We start from the raw sequence: 22,441 nt of genomic DNA on the forward strand, positions 1-22,441 counted from the left end.
AGGGAAGGTGACCAGCAAACCCACCGAGCAGATCGCTGCGGACCGCGACGATTCCGGCGACGAGGGTTCGGCCGAGCAGGAGCTGACCCCGGGTCGCGTGCTGGACCACGGCCGGTACCGACTCCTTTCCCAGGTCGGTACCGACAACCGCTGCAACGCGCAGCTGTGGCGCGCCAAGGACGGCGTGCTGGGTCGCGACGTCGCGCTGACCATCCTGGTCGGCGACCGCTCGGACGCCGAAGCGGCGTCCAACGCGCGGCGCACCCTGGAACGCGCGATGCACGCCAGCACGTTCAACCACATGGGCGTGGCCCGCGTCCTCGACGTCGTCACGCAGAACTCGAACGACCCGGACGGCGTCCTCGGCATCGTGATCGCCGAGTGGACGCACGGCACCGACCTGCTCGACCTGGTCGCCGAAGGCCCGCTGCCGCCCGGCACCGCGGCCCGCCTGCTGCAGCCGCTGGCCGCCGCCGTCGAAGCGGCGCACCACGCCGGTCTGGTGCTCGGCGCCGACCACCCGCAGCGGATCCGGGTGACGCCGGACGGCGAGATCCGGATGGCCTTCCCCGGCCCGATGGCCCAGGCCACCTCCAGCGACGACGTGCGCGGCCTCGGTGCCGCGCTGTACCTGCTGCTCACCGGCCGGTGGGCGCTCGACGGCGCGCCGGAAGGACTGCCGGTCGCCCCGACCGGACCGGACGGCACGATGGTCGCGCCGCGCACGCTGCGCCCGACCGTGCCGCTCGAGCTGTCCACTGTGGCGGTGCGCGCTCTGGGCAATCCGGATTCCACCGGCACCACCGGCGGTGTCCGCACCGGTGCCGCGGTGCTGCGCGTCCTGGAGCAGCACGCCACCTTCGAAACTCCCAGCACCGCCGGGCAGAACGGTTCGAGCAGCAGCGAGAACAACGAGGTCTGGCGGCGCGAGGACCCCAAGCCGGACGCGGAGAAGCGCAGGAAGCTGATGATCAGCGTCGGCGTGCTCGCGGTGGCCACCCTGCTGGTGGTCGCCTGGATCGCGACCTCGCTGATCGGCATCTTCACCGAGTCCAACCGCAACAGCGGCACCGGCGAGGTCATCGGCGAGTCCGGCAACCACCCGGGCAGCGAGCAGCCGCCGCCACCGCCGCCGGCGACCCCGGTGCAGATCACCAACGCGGTCCCGTACAACACCAACGGCACCCCGGACACCCCGAGCCGCATCCCGTACCTGTTCGACGGCGACCCGGGCACCTACTGGGCGACGTCGAACTACCGGCAGCAGCTCGGCCCGGGCGGCATCAGCGACGGCACCGGCGCGGTGCTCACGCTGGCCCACCCGTCGGTGCTGCAGGACCTGGTCATCGACTCGCCGAGCGCGGGCGCCAAGGTCGAGGTCCGGCAGGTCAACGGCACGCAGAACCTGAACGACACCAAGGTGATCGGTTCCGGGAACCTGAAGGCGGGGGAGACGACGATCAAGCTCCAGCCGGACTCCCCGTCGTCGGAGATCCTGGTGCTGATCACCCAGCTGCCGTCCAACGGCGGTCAGTTCGTCGCCCAGATCAACGAGGTGAAGGCCAACGGCAGCGCGGGTTGATCCGTGAGTTCGAACACGGGTTGCGGCCCACGTTCGAACTCACGATCAGTAAAGTGCTGAACCGTGTCTGTCCCCGTGAGATCGGACGCCGAACTCATCGCGGCGCATACCAGCGGAGATCCGCACGCGTTCTCCGAGCTCTTCCGCCGGCATCGGGATCGGCTGTGGGCTGTTGCGCTGCGCACCATGCGCGACCACGAAGACGCCGCCGACGCCCTTCAGGACGCGATGATCTCGGCCTTCCGAAACGCCTCGTCGTTCCGAGCCGAATCCCAGGTGACCACCTGGTTGCACCGGATCGTGGTGAACGCCTGCCTGGACCGCATCAGGCGCAGGCAGGCCCGCCCGACCGTGCCGCTGCCGGAGACCGGTCCCGCCGAACCGGCGGTGCCCCGCGACGCCATCGCCGAGCAGGACACCAAGATGGCCGTCCAGGACGCCCTCGCCGAGCTCCCCGAGGACCAGCGGTCGGCGATCGTGCTGGTGGACGTCGAGGGCTACTCGGTGTCCGAGACCGCGTCGATCCTGGGCATTGCCGAAGGCACCGTGAAGAGCCGGTGCGCTAGGGGGCGGGGCAAGCTCGCCAAACTTCTGGGACACCTGCGGAACCCAAGTGCAGATGCGAACGTCCCAGATGACGCGATGGCCATGCGTCGACGGGAGGGACGATGAGTGGCGAAGACCGGCGCACGGGGGCGCCGCAGGGTCCACCGTGGTCCCTGGACTTGCTAGCCGATCTCCACGCCGGGGTGCTGGACGAGCAGACCGCCGATGAGCTCCGCAGCCAGGTCCAGGACGACCCGGAGGCCAGGGAGATCCTGGCGGCGTTGGACGCCACCAGCGAGGACCTCGCCGAGCTGCCGCCGCTGACGATCCCGGACGACGTGTCGGCCCGCATCGATGCCGCGCTCGAGAACGAGGTCCGGGCGTGGGCCGAACAGCAGCAGCACGCTGCTGCGCCGGCTGCTCCGGCAGCCGAGCAGGGCGCTCAGGTGATCGACTTCGCGGCGGCCAAGCAGCGCCGCAGGCGGCGCTTCACGCTCGGCGCCGGACTCGTCGGCGTCGCTGCAGCAGCCGCTGCCGTGGTGTTCGCGGCGATGCCGAGCAGCACCGAGGTCGGGACGCCGCAAGCACAACCACCGACGTCCTCCGCGCCCGGCGAGAAGCCGCCGCTGGCGCTGCAGGGCGACCAGGTCCACCTCAACGGCCAGCAGTTCGCCGAGGTGTTCTCCAGCCGCCAGTACCAAGGCGCGCTGAACAACCCGCAGCAACTGCTCGGCTGCTTGCAGGCGAACGGCGTGAGCAGCGGGAAACCGCTCGGCGCGCGGGAGATCACGCTCGACGGCAAGCCCGCCCAGCTGCTGGTCCTACCAGGCGGCGAAACGGGCAAGTTCCGGCTTTTAGCGGTCGCCCCGGACTGCGGTCCGGACAACCCGGCCAAGATCTCCGACAGCACCTTCGGCGGCTGACCGCGTAGATCGGCATGTGCGCGAGGACCACGATTCCCGCTGGAACCGTGGTCCTCTTCGCCGTGCTCGTGTGCCCTGGGGCACGGCGTCCCGTGATCGGGAACAGAGCCGAATAGGATCGCGTTGAGCCGGATACGGTCGCGCGCCGAGCGCGGCGGGAACGCTACGACGGAAGGGGCGCGGTGACTGGCGACGTCCGCAACGTGATCATCGTGGGCTCCGGCCCGGCCGGGTACACCGCAGCGGTGTACGCGGCGAGGGCGGAGCTCGAACCACTGGTCTTCGAGGGAACCCAGTTCGGTGGTGCGCTGATGACCACCACCGATGTGGAGAACTTCCCGGGCTTCAAGGAAGGGATCATGGGTCCCGACCTGATGGAGCAGATGCGTTCCCAGGCCGAGCGCTTCGGCGCCGAGCTGCGCGCCGAGGACGTCGAGCGCCTCGACCTCGAGGGCGAGATCAAGACGGTGCTGGCCAACGGCGTGGAGTACCGCGCGAAGGCCGTCGTCCTGGCCATGGGCGCCGCTGCTCGCTACCTGAACGTCCCGGGTGAGGAGAAGCTCCTCGGCCACGGCGTGTCGGCCTGCGCGACCTGCGACGGGTTCTTCTTCCGCGACCAGGACATCGCCGTGATCGGCGGTGGCGACTCCGCGATGGAGGAGGCCACGTTCCTGACCCGCTTCGCGCGGTCGGTGACGATCATCCACCGCCGCGACGAGTTCCGCGCCTCGCGGATCATGCTGGAGCGCGCCCGCGCCAACGACAAGATCAAGTGGCTGACCAACAAGGCGGTCACCGAGGTCGTCGGCGACGGCAGCGTCAGCGGCCTCAAGCTGCGCGACACCGTCACCGGTGAGACCTCCGACCTGGACGTGACCGGCATGTTCGTCGCCATCGGCCACGACCCGCGCAGCCAGCTGGTGCGCGACCAGGTCACCGTCGACGACGAGGGCTACGTGCAGGTCCAGCAGCCCACCACGCACACCGGCGTGCCCGGCGTGTTCGCCGCGGGCGACCTGGTGGACCACACCTACCGGCAGGCCATCACCGCCGCCGGGTCGGGCTGCGCCGCGGCGATCGACGCCGAGCGCTGGCTCGCCGAACACGACACGCCGACCGCTGAGGTCGCCACCGAGCTCGTCGGCGGCGGCTACGGCTCGGCCCACTGACCCAGCAGACCGACCCCCGAGGGAGATGACATGGCCGACAACACCGTGACCGTGGACGCCGACAGCTTCAAGAGCACCGTCCTGGACAGCGACAAGCCCGTCCTGGTGGACTTCTGGGCCACCTGGTGCGGCCCGTGCAAGATGGTCGCCCCGGTCCTCGAGGAGATCGCCTCCGAGAACAGCGACAAGCTGACCGTCGCCAAGCTCGACATCGACAAGAACCCGAGCGTGGCGCGCGACTTCCAGGTGATGTCCGTTCCGACGCTGATCCTGTTCCAGAACGGCCAGCCGGTCAAGCAGATCGTCGGCGCCAAGCCGAAGGCCGCGCTGCTGTCCGACCTGTCCGACGTCCTGTGAATTCGGACTCCATCTGACGCAACCGAATAACGCGGTCCCGCCGTCCTGTCGATATGACGTTCAGGACGGCGGGATCGTGTTTTTGCGCACCAGGAGAGATCGCGCACCCACGGACCGTTGTCGCACGTCCGCCCGGTGGCGCTGGGCCGCAGCGCCGAGTCCGGGCACACAAGGCACAATTACTCGACGGGTTCGTCTGGAACGGCCCGCCACGCGAAGGCCGAAATCGGGTTGCACCCGACCATCCTCCGCGCCGGTCCGACCGGCGCCTGAATCGAGCGAGGAGTGCATGCAGCTGCTCCACCGCGGTGACGTCGGTCCGGCCGTTGCCGAGATCAGGAACACCCTTGCAGCGCTGGGTCTGCTGGCGGCCAACGGCCGGACGGATCCGGCGCTGTTCGACGACGCGGTGGAACAGGCGGTCCGGGTCTTCCAGCAACAACGCGGCCTGATCACCGACGGCATCGTGGGCCCGGCGACCTACCGCGCGCTCACCGAGGCCCGCTGGCGGCTCGGCGACCGGTCGCTGGCCTTCCTGGTGTCCAAGCCGATCAGCGGCGACGACGTGTTCGCGCTGCAGGAGCGGCTGCTGGAGCTGGGCTTCGACGCGGGCCGCCCGGACGGCATCTTCGGCCGCGAGACCGAGCAGGCGCTGCGCAGCTTCCAGCGCGAGTACGGCCTGAACCCGGACGGCATCTGCGGCCCGGGCACGCTGCGCGCGCTGCGGCAGCTGGCGCCGAAGGTCCGCGGCGGGCGGCCGGTGTACCTGCGCGAGCAGGAGAAGGTCCGGCGCGCCGGGCCACGGCTGCGCGGCAAGCGCATCGTGATCGACCCGGGCCACGGCGGTGCCGACCGCGGCGCCTGCATCGGCGACGTGTGCGAGGCCGACCTGACCTGGGACCTGGCCCGCCGGCTGGAGGGCCGGATGGTGGCCACCGGCATGGAAGCGCTGATCACCCGCGGGCCCAACGCCTGCCCGCCGGACGCCGATCGCGCCCTGTTCGCCAACGAGGCCGGGGCGGACATGTTCCTGTCCCTGCACATCGACGCCAACCCCTCGCCGCTGGCCGAGGGCGTGGCGAGCTTCCACTTCGGCACCGGCAACGGCACGACGTCGACCGTGGGGGAGGCCCTGGCGGGCTTCCTGCAGCGCGAGATCGTCGCCCGCACGGGCCTGCAGGACTGCCACACCCAGGCCAAGACCTGGGAGGTGCTGCGGCTGACCCGGATGCCCGCGGTGCGGATGGAGCTGGGTTACCTGACCAACGCCCGCGACCGCTCCCGCCTGCTCGACCCGGCGTTCCGCGATGTGATCGCGGAGGGCCTGCTGGTCGCGGTGAAGCGCCTCTACCTGCTCGGCAAGGACGACCAGCCGACGGGCACCTTCACCTTCGACGACCTCCTCCGCCACGAGCTCGCCCGAGCCGAAGGCGCCTGACCCCCTGGTTCGACGCAAATTCAATGGAAATTGGACATCTGATTTCCATTGAATTTGCACCCGATGAGAGCTGATTTCCGCATGACGGAAGTTTCGGGTGGGGATTTGTCGACTTGGTGATCTGTCGACGGGTCAGGCTCCGCCGATCACCGGTTCCGCCGTCTTGATGGTGACCGAGCTGAGGAGGCGCTCGAGGGCTGCTTCGACGTCTTCCTTCCAGGAGATCGCCGTGCGCAGCTCCAGCCGCATCCGGGGCCACTTGGGGTGCTGGCGGACCGTCTTGAACCCGACCTGCTGCAGGAACCCGGCGGGGATCACGCAGCTCTCAGCGGCTCCCTGGAGGTCGCCGAAGGCCTCGACGGCCTTGACCCCGCGTCGGGTCAGATCTTTCGCGACGTTCTGCACCAGGACCCGGCCGAGGCCGCTGTGCTCGAACTCCGGCAGCACGCGCAGCGCGGTCATCAGCACGGCGTCCGCGCTGACCGGCGCGGTGGGGAACGCCGCAGCGCGCGGCACCGCGGCCGGCGGGGCGTACATCGCATAACCGGCCGGAACGCCGTCGACGTAGATGATCCGTCCGCAGGAGCCCCACTCCAGCAGCACGCTGGAGACCCAGGCCTCCTTCTCCAGTTCGGTCTCGCCGAACTCCTCCGCCTGCTCCCGGATGTGCGGCGCGAGTTCCCAGAAGACGCACCGACGACACCGCTTGGGCAGGTGGTCGAGGTTGTCCAGCGTGACGCCGACGACGCGTCGCGACACCTGACCTCCTGGAAAGACCCGCACGAACCCGCACCGCAGGCGGGAATGTGGCCAGGATAAGCGCCCGCGCCCCGACACCGGAAGCTCCGCCGAGCACGGACAGCGACTCGATGGGGTGAGATGAGTTACCGACGAGTCAGTTTGTGAGAGGTCTGGGTTACATCCGGGGTGGGTCGGAGCGATACGCCCTATAGAATCGCCGGAATCGTTTCTGGCCCGACCAGGACGAACAGTGCGCACAACCGAAATCGGAGCGCGATATGACGGATCACGGAAGTCAGCCGACCCCGCCGGACAAGCCCGCACGCAACCTCGACGCGTACCGGGCGCACTACGCCGAGCGGACCGCAGGGATGACCGCTTCCGAGATCCGAGCTCTCTTCGCCGTCGCCAGCCGCCCCGAGGTGGTCTCGCTGGCCGGCGGCATGCCGAACCTGGCGGCGCTCCCGCTGGACTCGCTGGCCGCCGAGGTGGCGCGGCTGGTGGCCGAGGACGGGCAGGTGGCGCTGCAGTACGGCTCCGCCCACGGCGTGCCGGAGCTGCGCGAGCAGATCTGCGACGTGATGGCGCTGGAGGGCATCTCCGCGCACCCGGACGACGTGATGGTCACCGCGGGCTCCCAGATGGCCCTGGACATGGTCACCCGGATCTTCTGCGACCCGGGTGACGTCATCCTCGCCGAGGGCCCGTCCTACGTCGGCGCGCTGGGCTCCTTCGCGGCCTACCAGGCCGAGGTGGTCCACGTGGCGATGGACGACGACGGCCTCGACCCGGCCGCGCTGCGCCAGGCGATCGCGGACGTGACCGCGCAGGGCAAGCGGATCAAGTTCCTCTACACGATCCCGAACTTCCACAACCCGGGCGGCATCACGCTGGCCGTGCCGCGGCGCTCGGAGGTCCTGGAGATCTGCGCCGAGCACGGCATCCTCGTGGTGGAGGACAACCCGTACGGCCTGCTCGGCTTCGACGGGAAGGCGCTGCCCGCGCTGCGCAGCATGGACGCCGACAACGTGGTCTACCTCGGCTCGTTCTCCAAGACCTTCGCCTCCGGTCTGCGCGTCGGCTGGGTCCTCGCGCCGCACGCGATCCGCGAGAAGCTGGTGCTGACCGCCGAGTCCGCGACGCTGTGCCCGCCCACGCTGAACCAGATGATCGTGTCGCGCTACCTGAGCACGCACGACTGGCAGGGCCAGATCAAGATCTTCCAGGAGCAGTACCGGGAGCGCCGCGATGCGATGCTCAGCGCCCTGGAGCAGTACATGCCGCCGGGGTGCACGTGGACGCGTCCGGACGGCGGCTTCTTCGTCTGGCTGACCGTGCCGGAAGGCGTGGACACCAAGGCGATGCTGCCGCGGGCGGTGACCCAGCGGGTCGCCTACGTGTCCGGTACCGGCTTCTACCGCGGTGGGTTCGGCAGCCGCCAGATGCGGCTGTCGTTCTGCTACCCGACGCCGGAGCGCATCCGGGAGGGCGTGCGCCGCTTGGCCAACACGCTGACCGAGGAGATGGAGCTGGTCCGCACCTTCGGTTCGGTGCCGCAGCGCAGCGTGCCGGGTCCGCAGGCGCCGTCGCCCGATACCGCCTAGTACTTCCCGTTTTCCGTACAGTCCACTGTGCACGGGATTTCCGCCGTGCACAGTGGACTACTACTTTCCAGGGGTGTGTTGAGTGTCTGATCGCTGGGTCGCCGTGCTCGCAGGTGGGCTTTCGCACGAGCGCGAGGTGTCGTTGCGCTCCGGGCGCCGGCTGTCGGCGGCGCTGCGCTCGGTCGGCCTGACCGTGGCGGAGTGGGACGCCGACGCCCGACTGCTGTCCCGCATCGAGCAGGAGCGGCCGGACGCCGTCGTGGTCGCGCTGCACGGCGGTGAAGGCGAGAACGGTGCGGTGCAGGCTGTGCTGGAGATGCTCGACGTCCCGTACGTGGGCACCGGCCCGCACGCGTGCCGCCGGGCGTGGGACAAGCCGACCGCCAAGGCGGAGCTCGCCCGCGCTGGTCTGGCCACTCCGGACTGGGTGTCGCTGCCGCACTCCACCTTCCGCGAGCTGGGCGCTCAGGCCGTCCTGGACGCTCTCGTGGCCAAGCTGGGCCTGCCGCTGATGCTCAAGCCGGACCAGGGCGGTTCGGCGCTGGGTGCGCAGGTGGTGCGCGACGCCGCCGAGCTGCCGTCGGCGATGGTGGGCGCGCTGTCCTACGGCGACACCGTGCTCGTCGAGCGGTTCGTCGAGGGGACCGAGGTGGCGATCACCGTCATCGACGGGCCGGACGGACCGGAGGCGCTGCCCGCAGTTCAGATCGAGCCGGCCGACGGCGTCTACGACTACACCGCTCGCTACACCGCCGGTCTCACGAGCTACCACGCGCCCGCCGAGATCTCGCCGGAAGCGGCGGCGGCCGCGGGCGAGCTCGCGATCGCCGCGCACCGGCTGCTCGGCCTCCGCGACGTCTCCCGGACCGACGCGATCATCGACCGCGACGGCACGCCGCACTTCCTGGAAGTCAACGTGTCGCCCGGCCTGACCGAGACCTCGCTGCTGCCGATGGCGGTCGAGGCCGCCGGCCGGTCGTTGGGGGAGGTCTTCGCCGGACTCGTCGAGCGGGCGATCGCGCGAGCTCGATGAGTCGCTGTTTCACGTGAAACAAAGGGCCGGTCTCCCGCAGGAGACCGGCCCTTCTTGTCGCGCTCTTCAGTCACGGAATGTGATCGTCACCGTGACAAAAGACCCCGGTGTCATTCCTCTTTGAGTCCGCGGGCCTGTTCACCCAAGATCAACTCCGCGACCCGCTCGAGGTCGTCCACGGAGCCGAACTCCACGACGATCCGCCCCTTCCGGCGTCCGCGCTCGACCTTGACCCGCGTGTCGAAGTGGTCGGCCAACCGGTTGGCGAGCCGGTCGAAGCCGGGGGACTGGATCGGCTTCTTCGCCTCGGTCTTCTTCTTCGGAGCCTCCCGCTTGAGGAGCGTCACCTGCTCCTCGGTCGCCCGGACCGAGAGCCCTTCCGCGACGATCCGCTTCGCCAGCTCCTCCTGCTGCCCGACGTCGTCCAGGCTCAGCAAGGCGCGGGCGTGCCCGGCCGAGAGCACGCCGACGGCCACCCGCCGCTGCACCTCGAGCGGCAGCTTCAGCAGCCGGATGGTGTTGGTGATGACCGGACGGCTGCGGCCGATCCGGTCCGCCAGCTCGTCGTGCGTCACGCCGAACTCGTCCAGCAGCTGCTGGTAGGCCGCCGCCTCTTCGAGCGGGTTGAGCTGCACCCGGTGGATGTTCTCCAGCAGGGCGTCCCGCAGCATCGCGTCGTCCTGCGTCTTGCGGACGATCGCCGGGATGAACTCCAGCCCGGCCAGCTGCGAAGCGCGCCACCGGCGCTCGCCCATGATGAGCTCGAACTGGTCGGTCTCCAGCTCCCGCACGACGATCGGCTGCATCAGGCCGAACTCGCGGATGGAGTGCTGCAGCTCGTGCAGCGCCTCCTCGTCGAAAACCTGCCGCGGCTGCTTCGGGTTCGGCGTGATCGAGGAGATGGCGATCTCGCGGTAGACCGCGCCGGCGACCTCACCACCGCTGGTTTCACGTGAAACCTCGGGAGCGGGCGGCTCCGGCGGCGTGAATGCCGAACCACCGCGCACCCTGGTGCCGCGCAGCGCGGCGCCGTCCGTCCCCGCCGGTCCCGCTGGGGGACCGCTGGGGATCAGCGCGGCGATGCCGCGTCCCAGACCACCTCGACGCTCGCTCATTCCGTCGTCCTCTCGACGCCCCGTTCCGCGATTTCCCGGGCCGCGTCCAGGTAGCTCATCGAGCCGCGCGAGCCCGGGTCGTAGGTCAGCACCGTCTGGCCGAAGCCCGGCGCCTCGGAGATCTTCACGCTGCGCGGGATCACCGTGCGCAGGGCCAGCTCCCCGAAGTGGTCGCGCACCTCGGCCGCGACCTGGTCGGCCAGCTTGGTGCGGCCGTCGTACATGGTCAGCAGGATCGTCGAGACCCACAGCGCGGGGTTCAGGTGCGCCTGCACCAGCTCGATGTTGTTGAGCAGCTGCCCGAGGCCCTCCAGCGCGTAGTACTCGCACTGGATCGGGATCAGCACCTCGTGCGCGGCCACCATCGCGTTCACCGTGAGCAGGCCCAGCGACGGCGGGCAGTCGATGAAGATGTAGTCGAACCCGAGCTCGTTGACCGCCTCGGAGTTCAGCGCCTCCTTCAGCCGGCCTTCCCGCGCCACCATCGTCACCAGCTCGATCTCCGAACCGGCCAGGTCGATGGTCGCCGGCACGCACCAGAGGTTCGGCGACTGGTTGCTCTGCGCAGCCGCGTCGGACAGGCTGATCTCGCCCAGCAGCACCTCGTAGACCGACGGGCTGCCGGAGCGGTGGTCGACGCCGAGCGCGGTGCTGGCGTTGCCCTGCGGGTCTAGGTCGACCACGAGCACCTTGAGACCGTGCAGCGCGAGACCGGCCGCGAGGTTCACCGTGCTGGTCGTCTTGCCGACGCCGCCCTTCTGGTTGGCGACGGTGATGACACGCCGGTGGCTGGGCCGGGGGAGGTCCAGCGTTTCCGGGTGCAGCACCCGGGTCGCCCGCTGGGCTTCCTCCATGATCGGGGTCCAGCCGATGTCGTCCTTCCCGAAGCTCATCGCGGGATCGCCACCCGTTGTCGCGGCGGGGAACCGCATGCCGCCCACTGCACGGCCCTTCGTTTCACGTGAAACACGACCCGCTCCGTTAGACTCCGGATTCACCGTCCACGATCCTTTCTCGTTCGACGTGCATCGTCACGACGCCGACCGGACGCTTTTCGGGTCGCCGCGACCCGCTCCACCACGACGACGGTCGTCGGCACCTCGAGCGCACCGACACCGCACGACACCACTTCGCCGCGACCGCCACCGACCGCGGCGATCGCCGCGGCATCCCGCTCCAGCTCCTCGGCCGCGCTCTCGCCCTTCATGGCGAGCAGCCGGCCGCCCTGCCGCAGCAGGGGGAGGCACCACTTCGCGAGCCGTTCCATCGGAGCGACGGCACGCGCGGTCACGACGTCCTGATCGGCCAGTCGTTCGCGCACCGGACCCTCCTCGGCACGTCCGCGCACCACCTCGACGTTGAGCTCCAACTCGGTGATGACTTCCTGCAACCACGCCACCCGTCGAGCCATCGGCTCCAACAGGGTCAGGTTGAGATCCGGGCGGGCGATCGCCAGCGGGATGCCCGGCAACCCTGCCCCAGAGCCTACGTCCAACACCCGGCAATCCGGTGGGAGCAACTCCGCAACAACCGCAGAGTTCAACAGATGTCTTTCCCAAAGCCGGTCCAATTCGCGCGGACCGATGAGTCCGCGGCGGATCCCGTGCTCCTGGAGCATCTCGTGGAACCGCTCGGCCAAGTCCAGCCGATCACCGAACACGACCCGCGCCGCCGCAGGCTCGGTCAAAGCATTCACCCCGATGTTTCACGTGGAACCAAGGAATCTCCGACCAAGCCTGCCGGATAGCACTCCGCAATCACCAACAACCCCTTCTGGCGCGTCCGGGGATGCCGATCGGTGACTCCGGGGCGCCGACAGCGACGGCCCGCGTGATGCCGCTACGAGCCCCGCTCCGGCAGGCAGGGGAGAGAGCTTCAAATCCAACCAGATTTCCGCATCCATCCACACCGACGACTTATGTCACGGTGACGTTTTGTCTCCGGAGCCGTTTCACGTGAAACACGACCGGAGAAGGCAACCGAACACCATCCGGCCCCGAAAAACAACAATGCCCCCGTCCGGCGGGACGGGGGCATTGGGTCGCGGGAGGGGAGCGGTCAGCTCTTGAAGACGACCACCTTGCGGTTGGGCTCCTCGCCCTCGCTCTCGCTGTGGACGCCGTCGATCGCCGCGACCGCGTCGTGGATGATCTTCCGCTCGAACGGCGTCATCGGACGCATGCGAGCTTCCTTGCCGCTCGACAGGACTTCCTCGGCGGTGGAGCGGCCGAGGTCGGTCAGCTCCTGGCGGCGACCGGCGCGCCAGCCCGCGACGTCCAGCATGAGGCGGCTGCGCACGCCGGTCTCCTGCTGCACCGCGAGGCGGGTCAGCTCCTGCAGCGCCTCCAGCACCTGGCCGCGGCCGCCGACGAGCTTCTCCAGGTCTTCGCCGCCGTCGATGCTCACGATCGCGCGGCCGGCCTCCACGTCGAGGTCGATGTCCCCGTCGTAGTCCAGCAGGTCGAGCAGCCGCTCCAGGTAGTCACCCGCGATGTCGCCCTCCTGCACCAGCAGGGCTTCGGTGTTGGACGGAGCTTCGTCGCCGGCGGTTTCGGACGTTGCCGGGCTCGACTCCTGCACGGTTTCGGACACTGGGTGTCTCCTCTCCAGGGTTCGCGCCAGACTCACCGGGTCTCGCCCGGCTTGTCCGTGTCGCGAGAACGGTCTTCGATCACCCCGGGGATCTCACCGGGTTGGTCCTTCGTCGTGTCCTCGTTGCGGCTGTCGGCGTCCACCGAGGGACTGCCGTCCACGACCGTGGACTCGACGACCGCGGGCGCGCCTGCCTGCGCTGCCTCCTCGCGGTCGATCCGGCTGTACACCACGCGCTGCTGGGCCAGCGTCCAGAAGTTGTTGGCCAGCCAGTAGATCAGGATCGCCAGCGGCAGGAACGGACCACCGATGATGGCGAACATCGGGAAGATCCACAGCGTCATCCGGTTCATCATGGCCGCCTGCGGCTGGGCCGCCGCGTCAGCGGTCTGCCGCTGCACGTTGTGGCGCGCGGTGAAGTGGGTGGCGATCGCGGCCGCGATCATCAGCGGCACGCCCACCAGCATCATCTCGACGCGGTCGGTGCCGAAGGCCGCGAGCACGTCCGGAGCCTGGCTGATCGTGTTGGACAGCTTCGCGCCGAAGAAGTCCGCGGCCACGAAGGACTCCACGTCCTTGGCGTCGAAGATGAAGTTCGACGGCGCCCCCGGCTTGAAGCCGTTGAGCACGTGGAACAGACCGATGAACACCGGCACCTGGACCAGGACCGGCAGGCAGCCGCTGAGCGGGTTGAAACCCTGCTCGGCCTGGAGCTTCTGCATCTCCGCCGCGAGCTTCTGCCGGTCATCGCCGTGCTTGGCCTGCAGCTCGCGGATCTGCGGCGCGAACTCCTGCATCTTCTTCATCGACCGCACCTGGTGCACGAACGGCTTGAACAGCAGCGCGCGCAGCGTGAAGACGAGGAAGATGACCGACAGCGCCCAGGCGTAACCGCTGGCCGGGTCGAGCACGAAACCGAAAACCTTGTGCCAGAACCACAGGATGGCCGACACCGGGTAGTAGATGAAGTCCAGCACGCGGGCTACTCCTCGGCAGGTTTCTCGGGTGCTCGGGCAGGGGTTCGCGCGGTGCGCTCACGAGGTGGCGGCACCGGGTCGATCCCTCCAGGGTGCCAGGGACCGCAGCGCACAAGCCTGCGCAGGGTGAGCCAACCACCGCGGAGCAGGCCGTGCGTGGTCAACGCCTCGACCGCGTAGGCGCTGCAGCTCGGGTAGAAGCGGCACATCGGCGGCAGCAGCGGTGAGATCACCTTGCGGTAGACGTGCACCGGACCGAGCAGCACCCAGGCGAACGGGCTCGGGCGCCGTGCGGGCGCGCGGAGCCGTTCGTCGTGCTGCTGGTCCTGAGCCATCACCTGGAACCTGTCGCCGGACCATCGGGGGCGAGGACGCGGAGCTTGCGCATCGCCGCGTCCAAGTCCGCGCCGAGTTCGCGGCTGGACGCATCGGCCGCCGCTGGTAGGGCTCGGACCACCACCAGTGTGCCAGCGGGCAGCGCCGCCAGGCGGTCACGCATCAGGTGCCGCAGCCGGCGCGAGACCCGGTGTCGGATCACCGCCGTGCCCACGGCCTTGCTCACGACAAAACCCACCCGGGTCGATCCTGTCGAATTCCGGGTGGGTGCCGTATTCGCCTCGGCTTCCGGTAAGGCCTCGCCGCGGTGCCGAGCGGACTCCAGCGACTGGTCCGGACGCAATGCGTGGACCACGAGCCGGGACCGCCCGGATCGGCGTCCACGACGGACCACCAGGCGGAACTCCTGGCTCTTGGTCAGCCGGGCTGCCGCGGGAAGCACGGCCGGACGCGATCAGGCAGAAAGACGCGCGCGGCCCTGGCGACGGCGCGAGGCCACGATGGCCCGGCCGGCGCGAGTGCGCATGCGCAGCCGGAAGCCGTGCTTCCGTGCACGACGGCGGTTGTTCGGCTGGAAGGTGCGCTTGCCCTTGCTCACGGTCGGATCTCCCGGTTACTACAGGCACCGATGGCCACGGTGAACCACGGTTCGGTCAAGGTGTCCCTGGGTTCGTTCCCGAGCCTCGGTCGCCAATTCGTGCGAAGATCGGCGGTACCGAGCGGCGCACGACGCCGATTTCCCGGCGCAGTGACATGCCCGCTCAGGAAAGCGGGGACTGTACGAGGGTACGCAGTGACTTCCGGGGCCGCACTACCGGGGTGGGTCTAAGCCGCCGAATCGCCTCCCCGAGGCGACTCCAGGCGGCGGTGCGGGCGCGGCCGGTCCGGGAACAGGCTGCCACACCCCGATCTTGGTGGAACCTCCGGGACTTGCTTGTGAACCGCTGCACGAGCTTGTTAGGTTGCCCCTCTGCGATGCGCGGCCGGCAGGTGGGAGACCGGCCTCGGAGGCGTTCCGACCTCGGTCGCAGGGGTACGACGGCCCCAGGGGGGAACACCGCGGCGGACTGCCGTACCTTCATACACAAGTTGTGGACAACTCTGTGGAGATCTAACCCGTGCAGGTGATCCCCGGAGTTCGGCCCCGCCGTCGGCGTGATATCGCCGCGCCCGAGCACTCTGGGAACAGCCCTCGGGACAACGACCTGGGGCTGCGTGAACGAGGGGAGGGGAGCAAGGCGGTGTCCGACCACCAGGCCGATCTCGTACGAGTTTGGAGCGAGGTGGTGCAGGAGCTGTCCTCCGGCACCCTGTCTCCCCAGCAGCGCGCGTGGATGCGCGTGACCCGCCCGATCGGACTGCTGGACGGGACTGCGCTGCTCGCCGCGCCGAGCGACTTCGCCAAGGAAGCCATCGAGCGCGCGCTGCGCGATCCCATCACCGACGCCCTGTCCCGCCGCCTCGGCCGGGACGTGTCGCTGGCGGTGAAGGTGGACACCGCGGTCCCGGCGCCGACCCGACCGGTCGCCGCGCCCGCTCCGACCGAGCAGTGGACCGGCAACCGCAGCTCCACCGGCGAGCAGCCCGCGACCGCGGCTCCTTACTTCTCCACGCCCGGTTTGGGACGCGCCCCGGAGAACTTCACCGCGGCCGAGAGCTTCCGGCCGCCGGAGAGCTTCGGCAACACCGCGCACACCGGCTCGATCCCGGTCGTCCCCAGCGGGGACGCGCCGGGTCGGCACGCCGCTCCCGAGCCCGCGCAGGCACCCGAGATCGACTTCCCGACCGCCGAGTTCAAGTGGCCCGGCGGCGAGATCCCGCAGCCGCTGGAGTCCGAGGTCGAGGCCGAAGAGCCCGAGCCGGAACCCGAGGAACCCGAGTCGGAGGAGACCGGCGGCGAGAACTGGCCGACCTTCGGCCGCGGCGGGCAACCGACGGCCGAGCCCCAGCCGGGCCAGCCGTTCACCGCGCCGAAGCACGCGCCGCCGACCTCGCAGACCAGGCTGAACGCGAAGTACACCTTCGACACGTTCGTCATCGGCTCGTCGAACCGGTTCGCGCACGCCGCCGCGGTGGCTGCCGCCGAAGCGCCGGCCCGCGCGTACAACCCGCTGTTCATCTGGGGCGAGTCCGGTCTCGGCAAGACGCACCTGCTGCACGCGGTCGGGCACTACACCCAGCGCCTGTTCCCCGGCATGCGGGTTCGCTACGTCTCGACCGAGGAATTCACCAACGACTTCATCAACTCGCTGCGCGACGACCGCCAGGTGGCGTTCCAGCGGCGGTACCGCGACGTCGACGTGCTGCTGGTCGACGACATCCAGTTCTTGGAGGGCAAGGAAGGAACCCAGGAGGAGTTCTTCCACACCTTCAACACGCTGCACAACTCGAACAAGCAGATCGTGGTGTCCTCCGACCGGCCGCCGAAGGGGCTGCGCACGCTGGAGGACCGGCTGCGCACCCGCTTCGAGTGGGGTCTGATCACCGACATCCAGCCGCCCGAGCTGGAGACCCGCATCGCGATCCTGCGGAAGAAGGCCGCGCAGGACCGGATGAACGCGCCGGCCGACGTGCTGGAGTTCATCGCGTCCCGCATCGAGCGCAACATCCGCGAGCTGGAAGGCGCGCTGATCCGGGTCACGGCGTTCGCGTCGCTGAACCGGCAGCCGGTCGACCTGCAGCTCGCCGAGATCGTGCTGCGCGACCTCATCCCGGACTCGCAGACCCCGGAGATCACCGCGCCGACGATCATGGCGGTCACCGCCGACTACTTCGGCGTGACGATGGACGACCTGTGCGGTCCGGGCAAGACGAAGGCGCTGGCCCAGGCGCGGCAGATCGCGATGTACCTGTGCCGCGAGCTGACCGACTCCTCGCTGCCCAAGATCGGCCAGTACTTCGGCGGCCGCGACCACACCACGGTGATGTACGCGGACAAGAAGATCCGCAAGGAGATGGCCGAGCGGCGCCGCGTCTACGAGCACGTTCAGGAGCTGACCGCCCGGATCAAGCAGCAGTCCCGGTAGGACTTGGCTGCTCGTCGGCTGGTTCGCGCTGCGGACCCGCCCGGATCATCCGGCTCCGCAGATCCGCGCACGCCCTCTTCGCCGCTCTCCCCGTGCCGCATCGACCCCTGCCGAGGCGGAGTTGATGGCGCCAGACGGCTTCTCAGGGCCGATTTCCGCGTCGGCCGCTGCCGGGCGATCTCCAGCCCTCCGGTGTGCTGACCCTCGGCCCGCATCGCGCATCTTTTCTGCCTGGCCACCCTCGCGCGAGACACCCCCTCCAGCAGAAAGATCCCGCCGCGACGCGCGGGTGCCCGGGGTAGGCCAGGCTTCGATCGGACGCGCAGCGGAGCGCCGTTCCTCGGCCGCCGCGACGGTCCGCGGGCCAATCTGGGCGGCGGCGGGAGCCCGCCGACGAGCGCGCGAACCTTTCTGCTGGGGCACCTGACCCCGAAACACCCCCTCCGACAGAAAACTTCGACCGCTCACCGACGGCTCCGGAGGCCCCGACGGCACTCCGGCACGGGGATCGGAGGGCATCCCGGGCGGAAATGAGCACGTTCCGCGCTTGGTCGAGCGCGCTCCGCGCACGCGGAAGGCGTTGCGGGCGCTGACTTTTCTGGGAGGCGGGGTGGGCTTGGCCTCACCTGGTCAACAGAAAAGTCCACGGAGGGCCGAGCTGTCCACATCTCCTGAATCCCCAGGCGCGACCTGGAGTTTTCCCCAAACCATCCACAAGCTGTGCACAGGTTGTCGCCGTCTGCCCACAGCCCGGGCGGGGGTTGACCACAGACCTCTCACAGGTTTGCCCACAACCTGACCGGTGGAACCGCCGAAAACCACAGGGGGTGGGTACAACCGGGGGGTCCAACTGTGGATGGAGGTGTGGACAACTGGGGACAGCTGTGGACTAACTGGGGGAGGGTCGAAGTTGTCCACCACCCGGTCGTCGTAGTCCCCGGTTACATCCCGTGCTCATCCACATCCGGCCACGCCACCCGACCAGCCCAAACAGCACTTGTCCCCACAACTCACAGCCCTTACTACTACTGCTCTCATTTGTTCTTCTAAAAGAAAAAAGAAAAGAGAAGTAAGGGCCGGTGGATAAGTGGACAACTCCGCTCGACAGGCCTGGGCGGGCCGACGAACTGCTCGGACCCGGATGCGGAGATCGCGGCGCACGCTCTACGGTGGAACTCCCGCGGAGGCAGTCCCGGCGAACTTCGCGCCGTTGCCCTGGCTGAGGGTCAGGCGGTCCGGTGCCTCCCGGGGCGTCCGTGCGGGGACCGCTCCACCCCGTGCGGCGGGGCCGGAGCACCACGACCCGTAATGAGCTCTGGAGCTCGGACACAGTTCTCGGCAGCCTGCGCATGGCTGAAACCGAAAGGACACCCATGAAGATCCGCGTGGAACGTGACGGTCTCGCCGACGCCGTCGCTTGGGTCGCGCGCAGCCTTCCGTCGCGGCCACCGGTTCCGGTGCTGGGCGGCGTGCTGCTCGATGCGAGCTCCGGAGAGGCGCTGACCATCTCCGGCTTCGACTACGAGGTCTCCGCACAGGTCACCATCGACGCCTCGATCGACGCCAGCGGCAAGACTCTGGTCTCCGGGCGGCTGCTGGCCGACATCACCAAGGCGCTGCCGGCGCGTCCGGTGGAGCTCACCGTCGACGGCTCGCGCGTCACCATCACCTGCGGCAGCTCCAAGTTCAGCCTGCCGACCATGCCGGTCGAGGACTACCCCGAGCTGCCCGCGATGCCGGAGCACGCCGGCTCGGTGCCCACCGACCTGTTCGGCGAGGCGGTCGGGCAGGTCGCGGTCGCGGCGGGCAAGGACGAGACGCTGCCGATGCTCACCGGCATCCGGATGGAGATCAACGCCGACAAGCTGACCATGGTCGCCACCGACCGGTTCCGGCTGGCGATGCGCGAGATCACCTGGGAGCCGGGCACCACCATCGAGGACACCGCGGTGCTGGTCCCGGCCAAGACGCTGGCCGACTCGGCGAAGACCCTCGGGGCCGGCGCGAGCAAGGTCGAGATCTCGCTGGCCTCCGGTGACGGACTGCTCGGCCTGTCCGGCACCAAGCGCCGCAACACCACGCGACTGCTGGACGCGGAGTTCCCGAAGTACCGCCAGCTGCTGCCCGCCGAGAGCGCGGTGACGGCCAACATCCACGTCGGCCCGCTGATCGAGGCGATCAAGCGCGTGTCGCTGGTCGCCGAGCGCGGCACCCAGGTGCGCCTGGAGTTCTCCGACCGCGTGCTGCGGCTGACCGCTGGTGGCGACGACGAGGGCAGCGCCGAGGAAGAGCTCGCGGTGGAGCTCGCCGGTGAGCCGCTGACCATCGCGTTCAACCCGGCCTACCTGCTCGACGGCCTCGGTGCGATGAAGACCGAGCGCGCCCAACTGCAGTTCACGACCTCCAACCGCCCGGCGCTCATCAAGCCGGTCGACGAGGATGGCAACGTGGCGGAGGGCTACCTCTACCTGCTGATGCCAGTCCGCCTCCCGGGCTGAGCTCAGCACTCCCGCAGCCCCGCCGATGGGGCTGGATCACATCCGAAGCCCGGTCCGGCCGGGGCCTGCGCCGTCGGCGGTTAGGCTCCGGTCAGATCGATTCAGCTGGTGCGGTCCCACCTCGCGCGCCGACCAACCCAGTGGAAACACAGCTCGCAGAGGAGATCCGGTGCAACTCGGACTTGTCGGTCTCGGCCGAATGGGTTTCAACATGCGTGAGCGGCTGCGCGCCGCTGGTCACGACGTCGTCGGTTACGACCGCAATCCCGACGTCAGCGACGTCGCCTCGGTCGCGGAGCTGGTGCAGAAGCTGACCGGCCCGCGGATCGTGTGGATCATGGTTCCGCACGGCGACCCGACCCGCCAGACCGTCGAGGAGCTGGCCGGGCTGCTGTCCGCCGGTGACCTGGTGATCGAGGGCGGCAACTCGAAGTTCACCGACGACCAGGCCAACGCCGCGCTGCTCGCCGAGAACGGGATCAAGTACGCCGACGTCGGTGTGTCCGGCGGTGTTTGGGGCGCCAAGAACGGCTACGGCCTGATGGCCGGTGGCGACGCCGAGGACATCGAGCGCGCCATGCCGATCTTCGACGCGCTGCGCCCGGAGGGTCCGCGCGAGGAGGGCTTCGCGCACGCCGGTCCGGTGGGTGCCGGGCACTACGCGAAGATGGTGCACAACGGCATCGAGTACGGCCTGATGCAGGCCTACGCCGAGGGCTTCGAGCTGCTGTCCGCCTCGGACGTGGTCACCAACGTGCCCGAGACGATCAAGGCGTGGAGCCGCGGCACCGTGGTCCGCTCCTGGCTGCTGGACCTGCTGGTCCGGGCGCTGGACGAGGACCCGGAGCTGACCGAGCTGCGCGGGTACGTCAACGACTCCGGCGAGGGGCGCTGGACGGTCGAGGAGTCGATCAACAACGCGGTCCCGACCCCGGTGATCACCGCGTCGCTGTTCGCCCGCTTCGCCTCCCGCCAGGAGGACTCGCCCGCCATGAAGGCGGTCTCGGCGCTGCGCAACCAGTTCGGCGGCCACGCCGTCCAGAAGTCCGACTCGGAGAGCTGAGCACACCCGGTGTTGGGTCGCTTTGTCGACAAATCGACCCAACACCGGAGTTCGGGCGAACGGACCGTTCACCCCTCTTGACGGAGCGAACGGACTGTTCACCTCACATCCCGCGGCCCGGTGCTGCGTTGCGAACGGACCGTTCACCTCGTAGAGCGTGGCGGACAGGCCGTTCGCTCCACCCCACCGAACCAACCGGAGAACGTGAATCGGTCTCGGGCTGGATCGGCCGACCACTAAGTTGGATCGTCGTGTACGTCCGTCATTTGCAGGTGACCGACTTCCGGTCCTGGCCGCACGCCGACCTGGCCCTGGAGCCGGGGATCACCGCGCTCGTCGGGTCCAACGGGCAGGGCAAGACGAACCTGGTCGAGGCCGTCGGCTACGTCGCCACCCTCGGTTCGCACCGCGTCGCCAGCGATGCGCCGCTGGTCCGCGAGGGTGCGGGGCGCGCGGTGGTGCGCGCTGCCGTGGTCAACGGCGGTCGCGAGCTGCTGGTCGAACTGGAGATCACGCCGGGCAAGGCCAACCGCGCCCGGATCAACCGCGGCGCTGCCGCCAAGCCCCGCGACGTGCTGGGGATCCTGCGCACCGTGCTGTTCGCGCCGGAAGACCTGTCGATCGTCCGCGGCGACCCGGGCGAACGCCGCCGGTTCCTCGACGAGCTGCTGGTCTCCCGCGCGCCGCGGTTCGCGGGCGTGCGCTCCGACTACGAGCGGGTGCTCAAGCAGCGCAGCGCGCTGCTGAAGTCCGCGGGGGCTGCGAAGCGCGGCGGGGCCAAAGCGGATCTGCGGACGCTGGAGGTCTGGGACGGGCACCTGGCGCGCTACGGCGCGGAGCTGCTGGCCGGTCGGTTGGACCTCGTCGCTGCCATCGCACCCCACGTGACCAGCGCTTACGCCAACGTCGCTGCGACCGACGAGGCCACCATGCCGTCGAGCCGGGTCGCTTCCCTGCGCTACCGCAGCAGCCTCGGCGCCTCGCTGCCGGAGGGCTACGGCGAGCCGATGGGCAAGGAAGCCGACGTCGAGGTGCTGGAGGCCGCGCTGCTCGAGGAGCTGGCGCGGGTCCGGCCGCAGGAGATCGAGCGCGGCGTGTCGCTGGTCGGTCCGCACCGCGACGACCTGGAGCTGCTGCTCGGCGAGCTGCCCGCCAAGGGCTACGCCAGCCACGGCGAATCGTGGTCCTTCGTACTGGCGTTGCGGCTGGCTTCCTACCACCTGCTCACCGAGGATGGCGCCGAACCGGTGCTGATCCTGGACGACGTCTTCGCCGAGCTGGACCGGCGCCGGCGGTCCCGGCTGGCCGAGCTGGTCGCCGGGGCCGAGCAGGTGCTGGTGACCGCGGCGGTCGCCGAGGACGTGCCGCCGGAGCTCGCCGGCGTGCGATACGACGTCCGCGAAGGCGAGGTGCGACGTGTCCAGTGACCGCGCGCGATCTG

At 69.5% G+C, this 22,441-nt stretch carries 21 protein-coding genes; 12 read left to right on the forward strand and 9 right to left on the reverse strand.

Annotated features, from left to right (window positions below):
* The first annotated feature begins 7 nt into the window (after nt 1–7).
* The 6 genes from OU415_RS24290 to OU415_RS24315 all read left to right on the forward strand — a co-directional run bounded on the left by OU415_RS24290 (nt 8) and on the right by OU415_RS24315 (nt 6,015).
* Nucleotides 8–1,582: a protein kinase family protein gene (locus OU415_RS24290; protein WP_270951483.1), complete on the forward strand. Its 1,575-nt coding sequence runs from the start codon at nt 8–10 to the stop codon at nt 1,580–1,582.
* Between the two features lie 63 nt (nt 1,583–1,645).
* The gene (sigM, locus tag OU415_RS24295; RefSeq protein ID WP_270951484.1) at nt 1,646–2,254 is read left to right on the forward strand and encodes an RNA polymerase sigma factor SigM; all 609 of its coding nucleotides are present in this window, start codon (nt 1,646–1,648) and stop codon (nt 2,252–2,254) included.
* Nucleotides 2,251–3,051: an anti-sigma factor gene (locus OU415_RS24300; protein ID WP_270951485.1), complete on the forward strand. Its 801-nt coding sequence runs from the start codon at nt 2,251–2,253 to the stop codon at nt 3,049–3,051. The genes sigM and OU415_RS24300 overlap by 4 nt, the downstream gene beginning before the upstream one ends.
* 182 nt (nt 3,052–3,233) lie before the next feature.
* Nucleotides 3,234–4,220, forward strand: a complete 987-nt coding sequence (gene trxB / locus OU415_RS24305; protein WP_270951486.1) for a thioredoxin-disulfide reductase — start codon at nt 3,234–3,236, stop codon at nt 4,218–4,220.
* Between the two features lie 30 nt (nt 4,221–4,250).
* The gene (trxA, locus tag OU415_RS24310; protein ID WP_270951487.1) at nt 4,251–4,577 is read left to right on the forward strand and encodes a thioredoxin; all 327 of its coding nucleotides are present in this window, start codon (nt 4,251–4,253) and stop codon (nt 4,575–4,577) included.
* A gap of 289 nt (nt 4,578–4,866) precedes the next feature.
* Complete coding sequence (locus OU415_RS24315) at nt 4,867–6,015, forward strand: N-acetylmuramoyl-L-alanine amidase (RefSeq protein ID WP_270951488.1); 1,149 nt, start codon at nt 4,867–4,869, stop codon at nt 6,013–6,015.
* A gap of 132 nt (nt 6,016–6,147) precedes the next feature.
* On the opposite strand, the gene OU415_RS24320 is transcribed toward OU415_RS24315, so the two are convergent.
* A complete protein-coding gene (locus tag OU415_RS24320) occupies nt 6,148–6,774 on the reverse strand; it encodes a GNAT family N-acetyltransferase (RefSeq protein ID WP_270951489.1) in 627 nt (208 codons plus the stop codon).
* A 260-nt stretch (nt 6,775–7,034) separates the two neighbouring features.
* Between OU415_RS24320 and OU415_RS24325 the strand changes: the two genes are divergently transcribed.
* Both OU415_RS24325 and OU415_RS24330 read left to right on the forward strand, forming a co-directional pair.
* A complete protein-coding gene (locus tag OU415_RS24325; RefSeq protein ID WP_270951490.1) occupies nt 7,035–8,360 on the forward strand; it encodes an aminotransferase-like domain-containing protein in 1,326 nt (441 codons plus the stop codon).
* Between the two features lie 82 nt (nt 8,361–8,442).
* Nucleotides 8,443–9,393 carry a D-alanine--D-alanine ligase family protein gene (locus tag OU415_RS24330; RefSeq protein WP_270951491.1) on the forward strand — a complete coding sequence of 317 codons (951 nt, stop codon included), beginning with the start codon at nt 8,443–8,445 and terminating at the stop codon, nt 9,391–9,393.
* A gap of 110 nt (nt 9,394–9,503) precedes the next feature.
* Here OU415_RS24330 and OU415_RS24335 read toward each other — a convergent pair whose 3' ends face one another.
* The 8 genes from OU415_RS24335 to rpmH form a co-directional block, all read right to left on the reverse strand.
* The gene (locus OU415_RS24335; protein WP_270951492.1) at nt 9,504–10,508 is read right to left on the reverse strand and encodes a ParB/RepB/Spo0J family partition protein; all 1,005 of its coding nucleotides are present in this window, start codon (nt 10,506–10,508) and stop codon (nt 9,504–9,506) included.
* Nucleotides 10,505–11,401 carry a ParA family protein gene (locus OU415_RS24340; RefSeq protein ID WP_270951493.1) on the reverse strand — a complete coding sequence of 299 codons (897 nt, stop codon included), beginning with the start codon at nt 11,399–11,401 and terminating at the stop codon, nt 10,505–10,507. Before OU415_RS24340 ends, OU415_RS24335 begins: the two co-directional genes overlap by 4 nt.
* Nucleotides 11,402–11,502: 101 nt before the next feature.
* Nucleotides 11,503–12,195: a 16S rRNA (guanine(527)-N(7))-methyltransferase RsmG gene (gene rsmG / locus OU415_RS24345; protein ID WP_408641905.1), complete on the reverse strand. Its 693-nt coding sequence runs from the start codon at nt 12,193–12,195 to the stop codon at nt 11,503–11,505.
* A 371-nt stretch (nt 12,196–12,566) separates the two neighbouring features.
* The gene (locus tag OU415_RS24350; protein WP_270951494.1) at nt 12,567–13,100 is read right to left on the reverse strand and encodes a Jag family protein; all 534 of its coding nucleotides are present in this window, start codon (nt 13,098–13,100) and stop codon (nt 12,567–12,569) included.
* A 32-nt stretch (nt 13,101–13,132) separates the two neighbouring features.
* Complete coding sequence (gene yidC / locus OU415_RS24355; protein WP_270951495.1) at nt 13,133–14,077, reverse strand: membrane protein insertase YidC; 945 nt, start codon at nt 14,075–14,077, stop codon at nt 13,133–13,135.
* 5 nt (nt 14,078–14,082) lie between these two features.
* Nucleotides 14,083–14,412: a membrane protein insertion efficiency factor YidD gene (gene yidD / locus OU415_RS24360; RefSeq protein ID WP_270951496.1), complete on the reverse strand. Its 330-nt coding sequence runs from the start codon at nt 14,410–14,412 to the stop codon at nt 14,083–14,085.
* Nucleotides 14,412–14,855 carry a ribonuclease P protein component gene (rnpA, locus tag OU415_RS24365; RefSeq protein ID WP_270951497.1) on the reverse strand — a complete coding sequence of 148 codons (444 nt, stop codon included), beginning with the start codon at nt 14,853–14,855 and terminating at the stop codon, nt 14,412–14,414. The genes yidD and rnpA overlap by 1 nt, the downstream gene beginning before the upstream one ends.
* Nucleotides 14,856–14,867: 12 nt before the next feature.
* Nucleotides 14,868–15,011 carry a 50S ribosomal protein L34 gene (rpmH, locus tag OU415_RS24370; RefSeq protein WP_270951498.1) on the reverse strand — a complete coding sequence of 48 codons (144 nt, stop codon included), beginning with the start codon at nt 15,009–15,011 and terminating at the stop codon, nt 14,868–14,870.
* Nucleotides 15,012–15,654: 643 nt separating this feature from the next.
* Between rpmH and dnaA the strand changes: the two genes are divergently transcribed.
* The 4 genes from dnaA to recF all read left to right on the forward strand — a co-directional run bounded on the left by dnaA (nt 15,655) and on the right by recF (nt 22,427).
* Nucleotides 15,655–17,439 (forward strand): chromosomal replication initiator protein DnaA, encoded by a 1,785-nt coding sequence (dnaA, locus tag OU415_RS24375; protein ID WP_270951499.1) that lies wholly within the window; start codon nt 15,655–15,657, stop codon nt 17,437–17,439.
* Between the two features lie 1,373 nt (nt 17,440–18,812).
* Entirely contained in the window at nt 18,813–19,937 is a 1,125-nt protein-coding gene (gene dnaN, locus OU415_RS24380) for a DNA polymerase III subunit beta (RefSeq protein ID WP_270951500.1), read from the forward strand.
* Nucleotides 19,938–20,106: 169 nt separating this feature from the next.
* Complete coding sequence (gene gnd, locus OU415_RS24385) at nt 20,107–21,000, forward strand: phosphogluconate dehydrogenase (NAD(+)-dependent, decarboxylating) (RefSeq protein WP_270951501.1); 894 nt, start codon at nt 20,107–20,109, stop codon at nt 20,998–21,000.
* A gap of 251 nt (nt 21,001–21,251) precedes the next feature.
* Nucleotides 21,252–22,427 carry a DNA replication/repair protein RecF gene (gene recF / locus OU415_RS24390; RefSeq protein WP_270951502.1) on the forward strand — a complete coding sequence of 392 codons (1,176 nt, stop codon included), beginning with the start codon at nt 21,252–21,254 and terminating at the stop codon, nt 22,425–22,427.
* Nucleotides 22,428–22,441: the final 14 nt, after the last annotated feature.

Source organism: Saccharopolyspora oryzae, from assembly GCF_027853915.1.
In the GTDB taxonomy this organism is placed as follows: Bacteria; Actinomycetota; Actinomycetes; order Mycobacteriales; family Pseudonocardiaceae; genus Saccharopolyspora; species Saccharopolyspora oryzae.

Bases quoted from the DNA above. Each gene is read 5' to 3' on its own strand.
- trxA (WP_270951487.1), top strand. From the start codon at position 4,251: ATGGCCGACAACACCGTGACCGTGGACGCCGACAGCTTCAAGAGCACC.
- OU415_RS24325 (WP_270951490.1), top strand. From the start codon at position 7,035: ATGACGGATCACGGAAGTCAGCCGACCCCGCCGGACAAGCCCGCACGC.
- dnaN (WP_270951500.1), top strand. From the start codon at position 18,813: ATGAAGATCCGCGTGGAACGTGACGGTCTCGCCGACGCCGTCGCTTGG.
- yidD (WP_270951496.1), bottom strand. From the start codon at position 14,412: ATGGCTCAGGACCAGCAGCACGACGAACGGCTCCGCGCGCCCGCACGG.
- OU415_RS24315 (WP_270951488.1), top strand. From the start codon at position 4,867: ATGCAGCTGCTCCACCGCGGTGACGTCGGTCCGGCCGTTGCCGAGATC.
- OU415_RS24300 (WP_270951485.1), top strand. From the start codon at position 2,251: ATGAGTGGCGAAGACCGGCGCACGGGGGCGCCGCAGGGTCCACCGTGG.
- OU415_RS24335 (WP_270951492.1), bottom strand. From the start codon at position 10,508: ATGAGCGAGCGTCGAGGTGGTCTGGGACGCGGCATCGCCGCGCTGATC.
- OU415_RS24340 (WP_270951493.1), bottom strand. From the start codon at position 11,401: ATGAGCTTCGGGAAGGACGACATCGGCTGGACCCCGATCATGGAGGAA.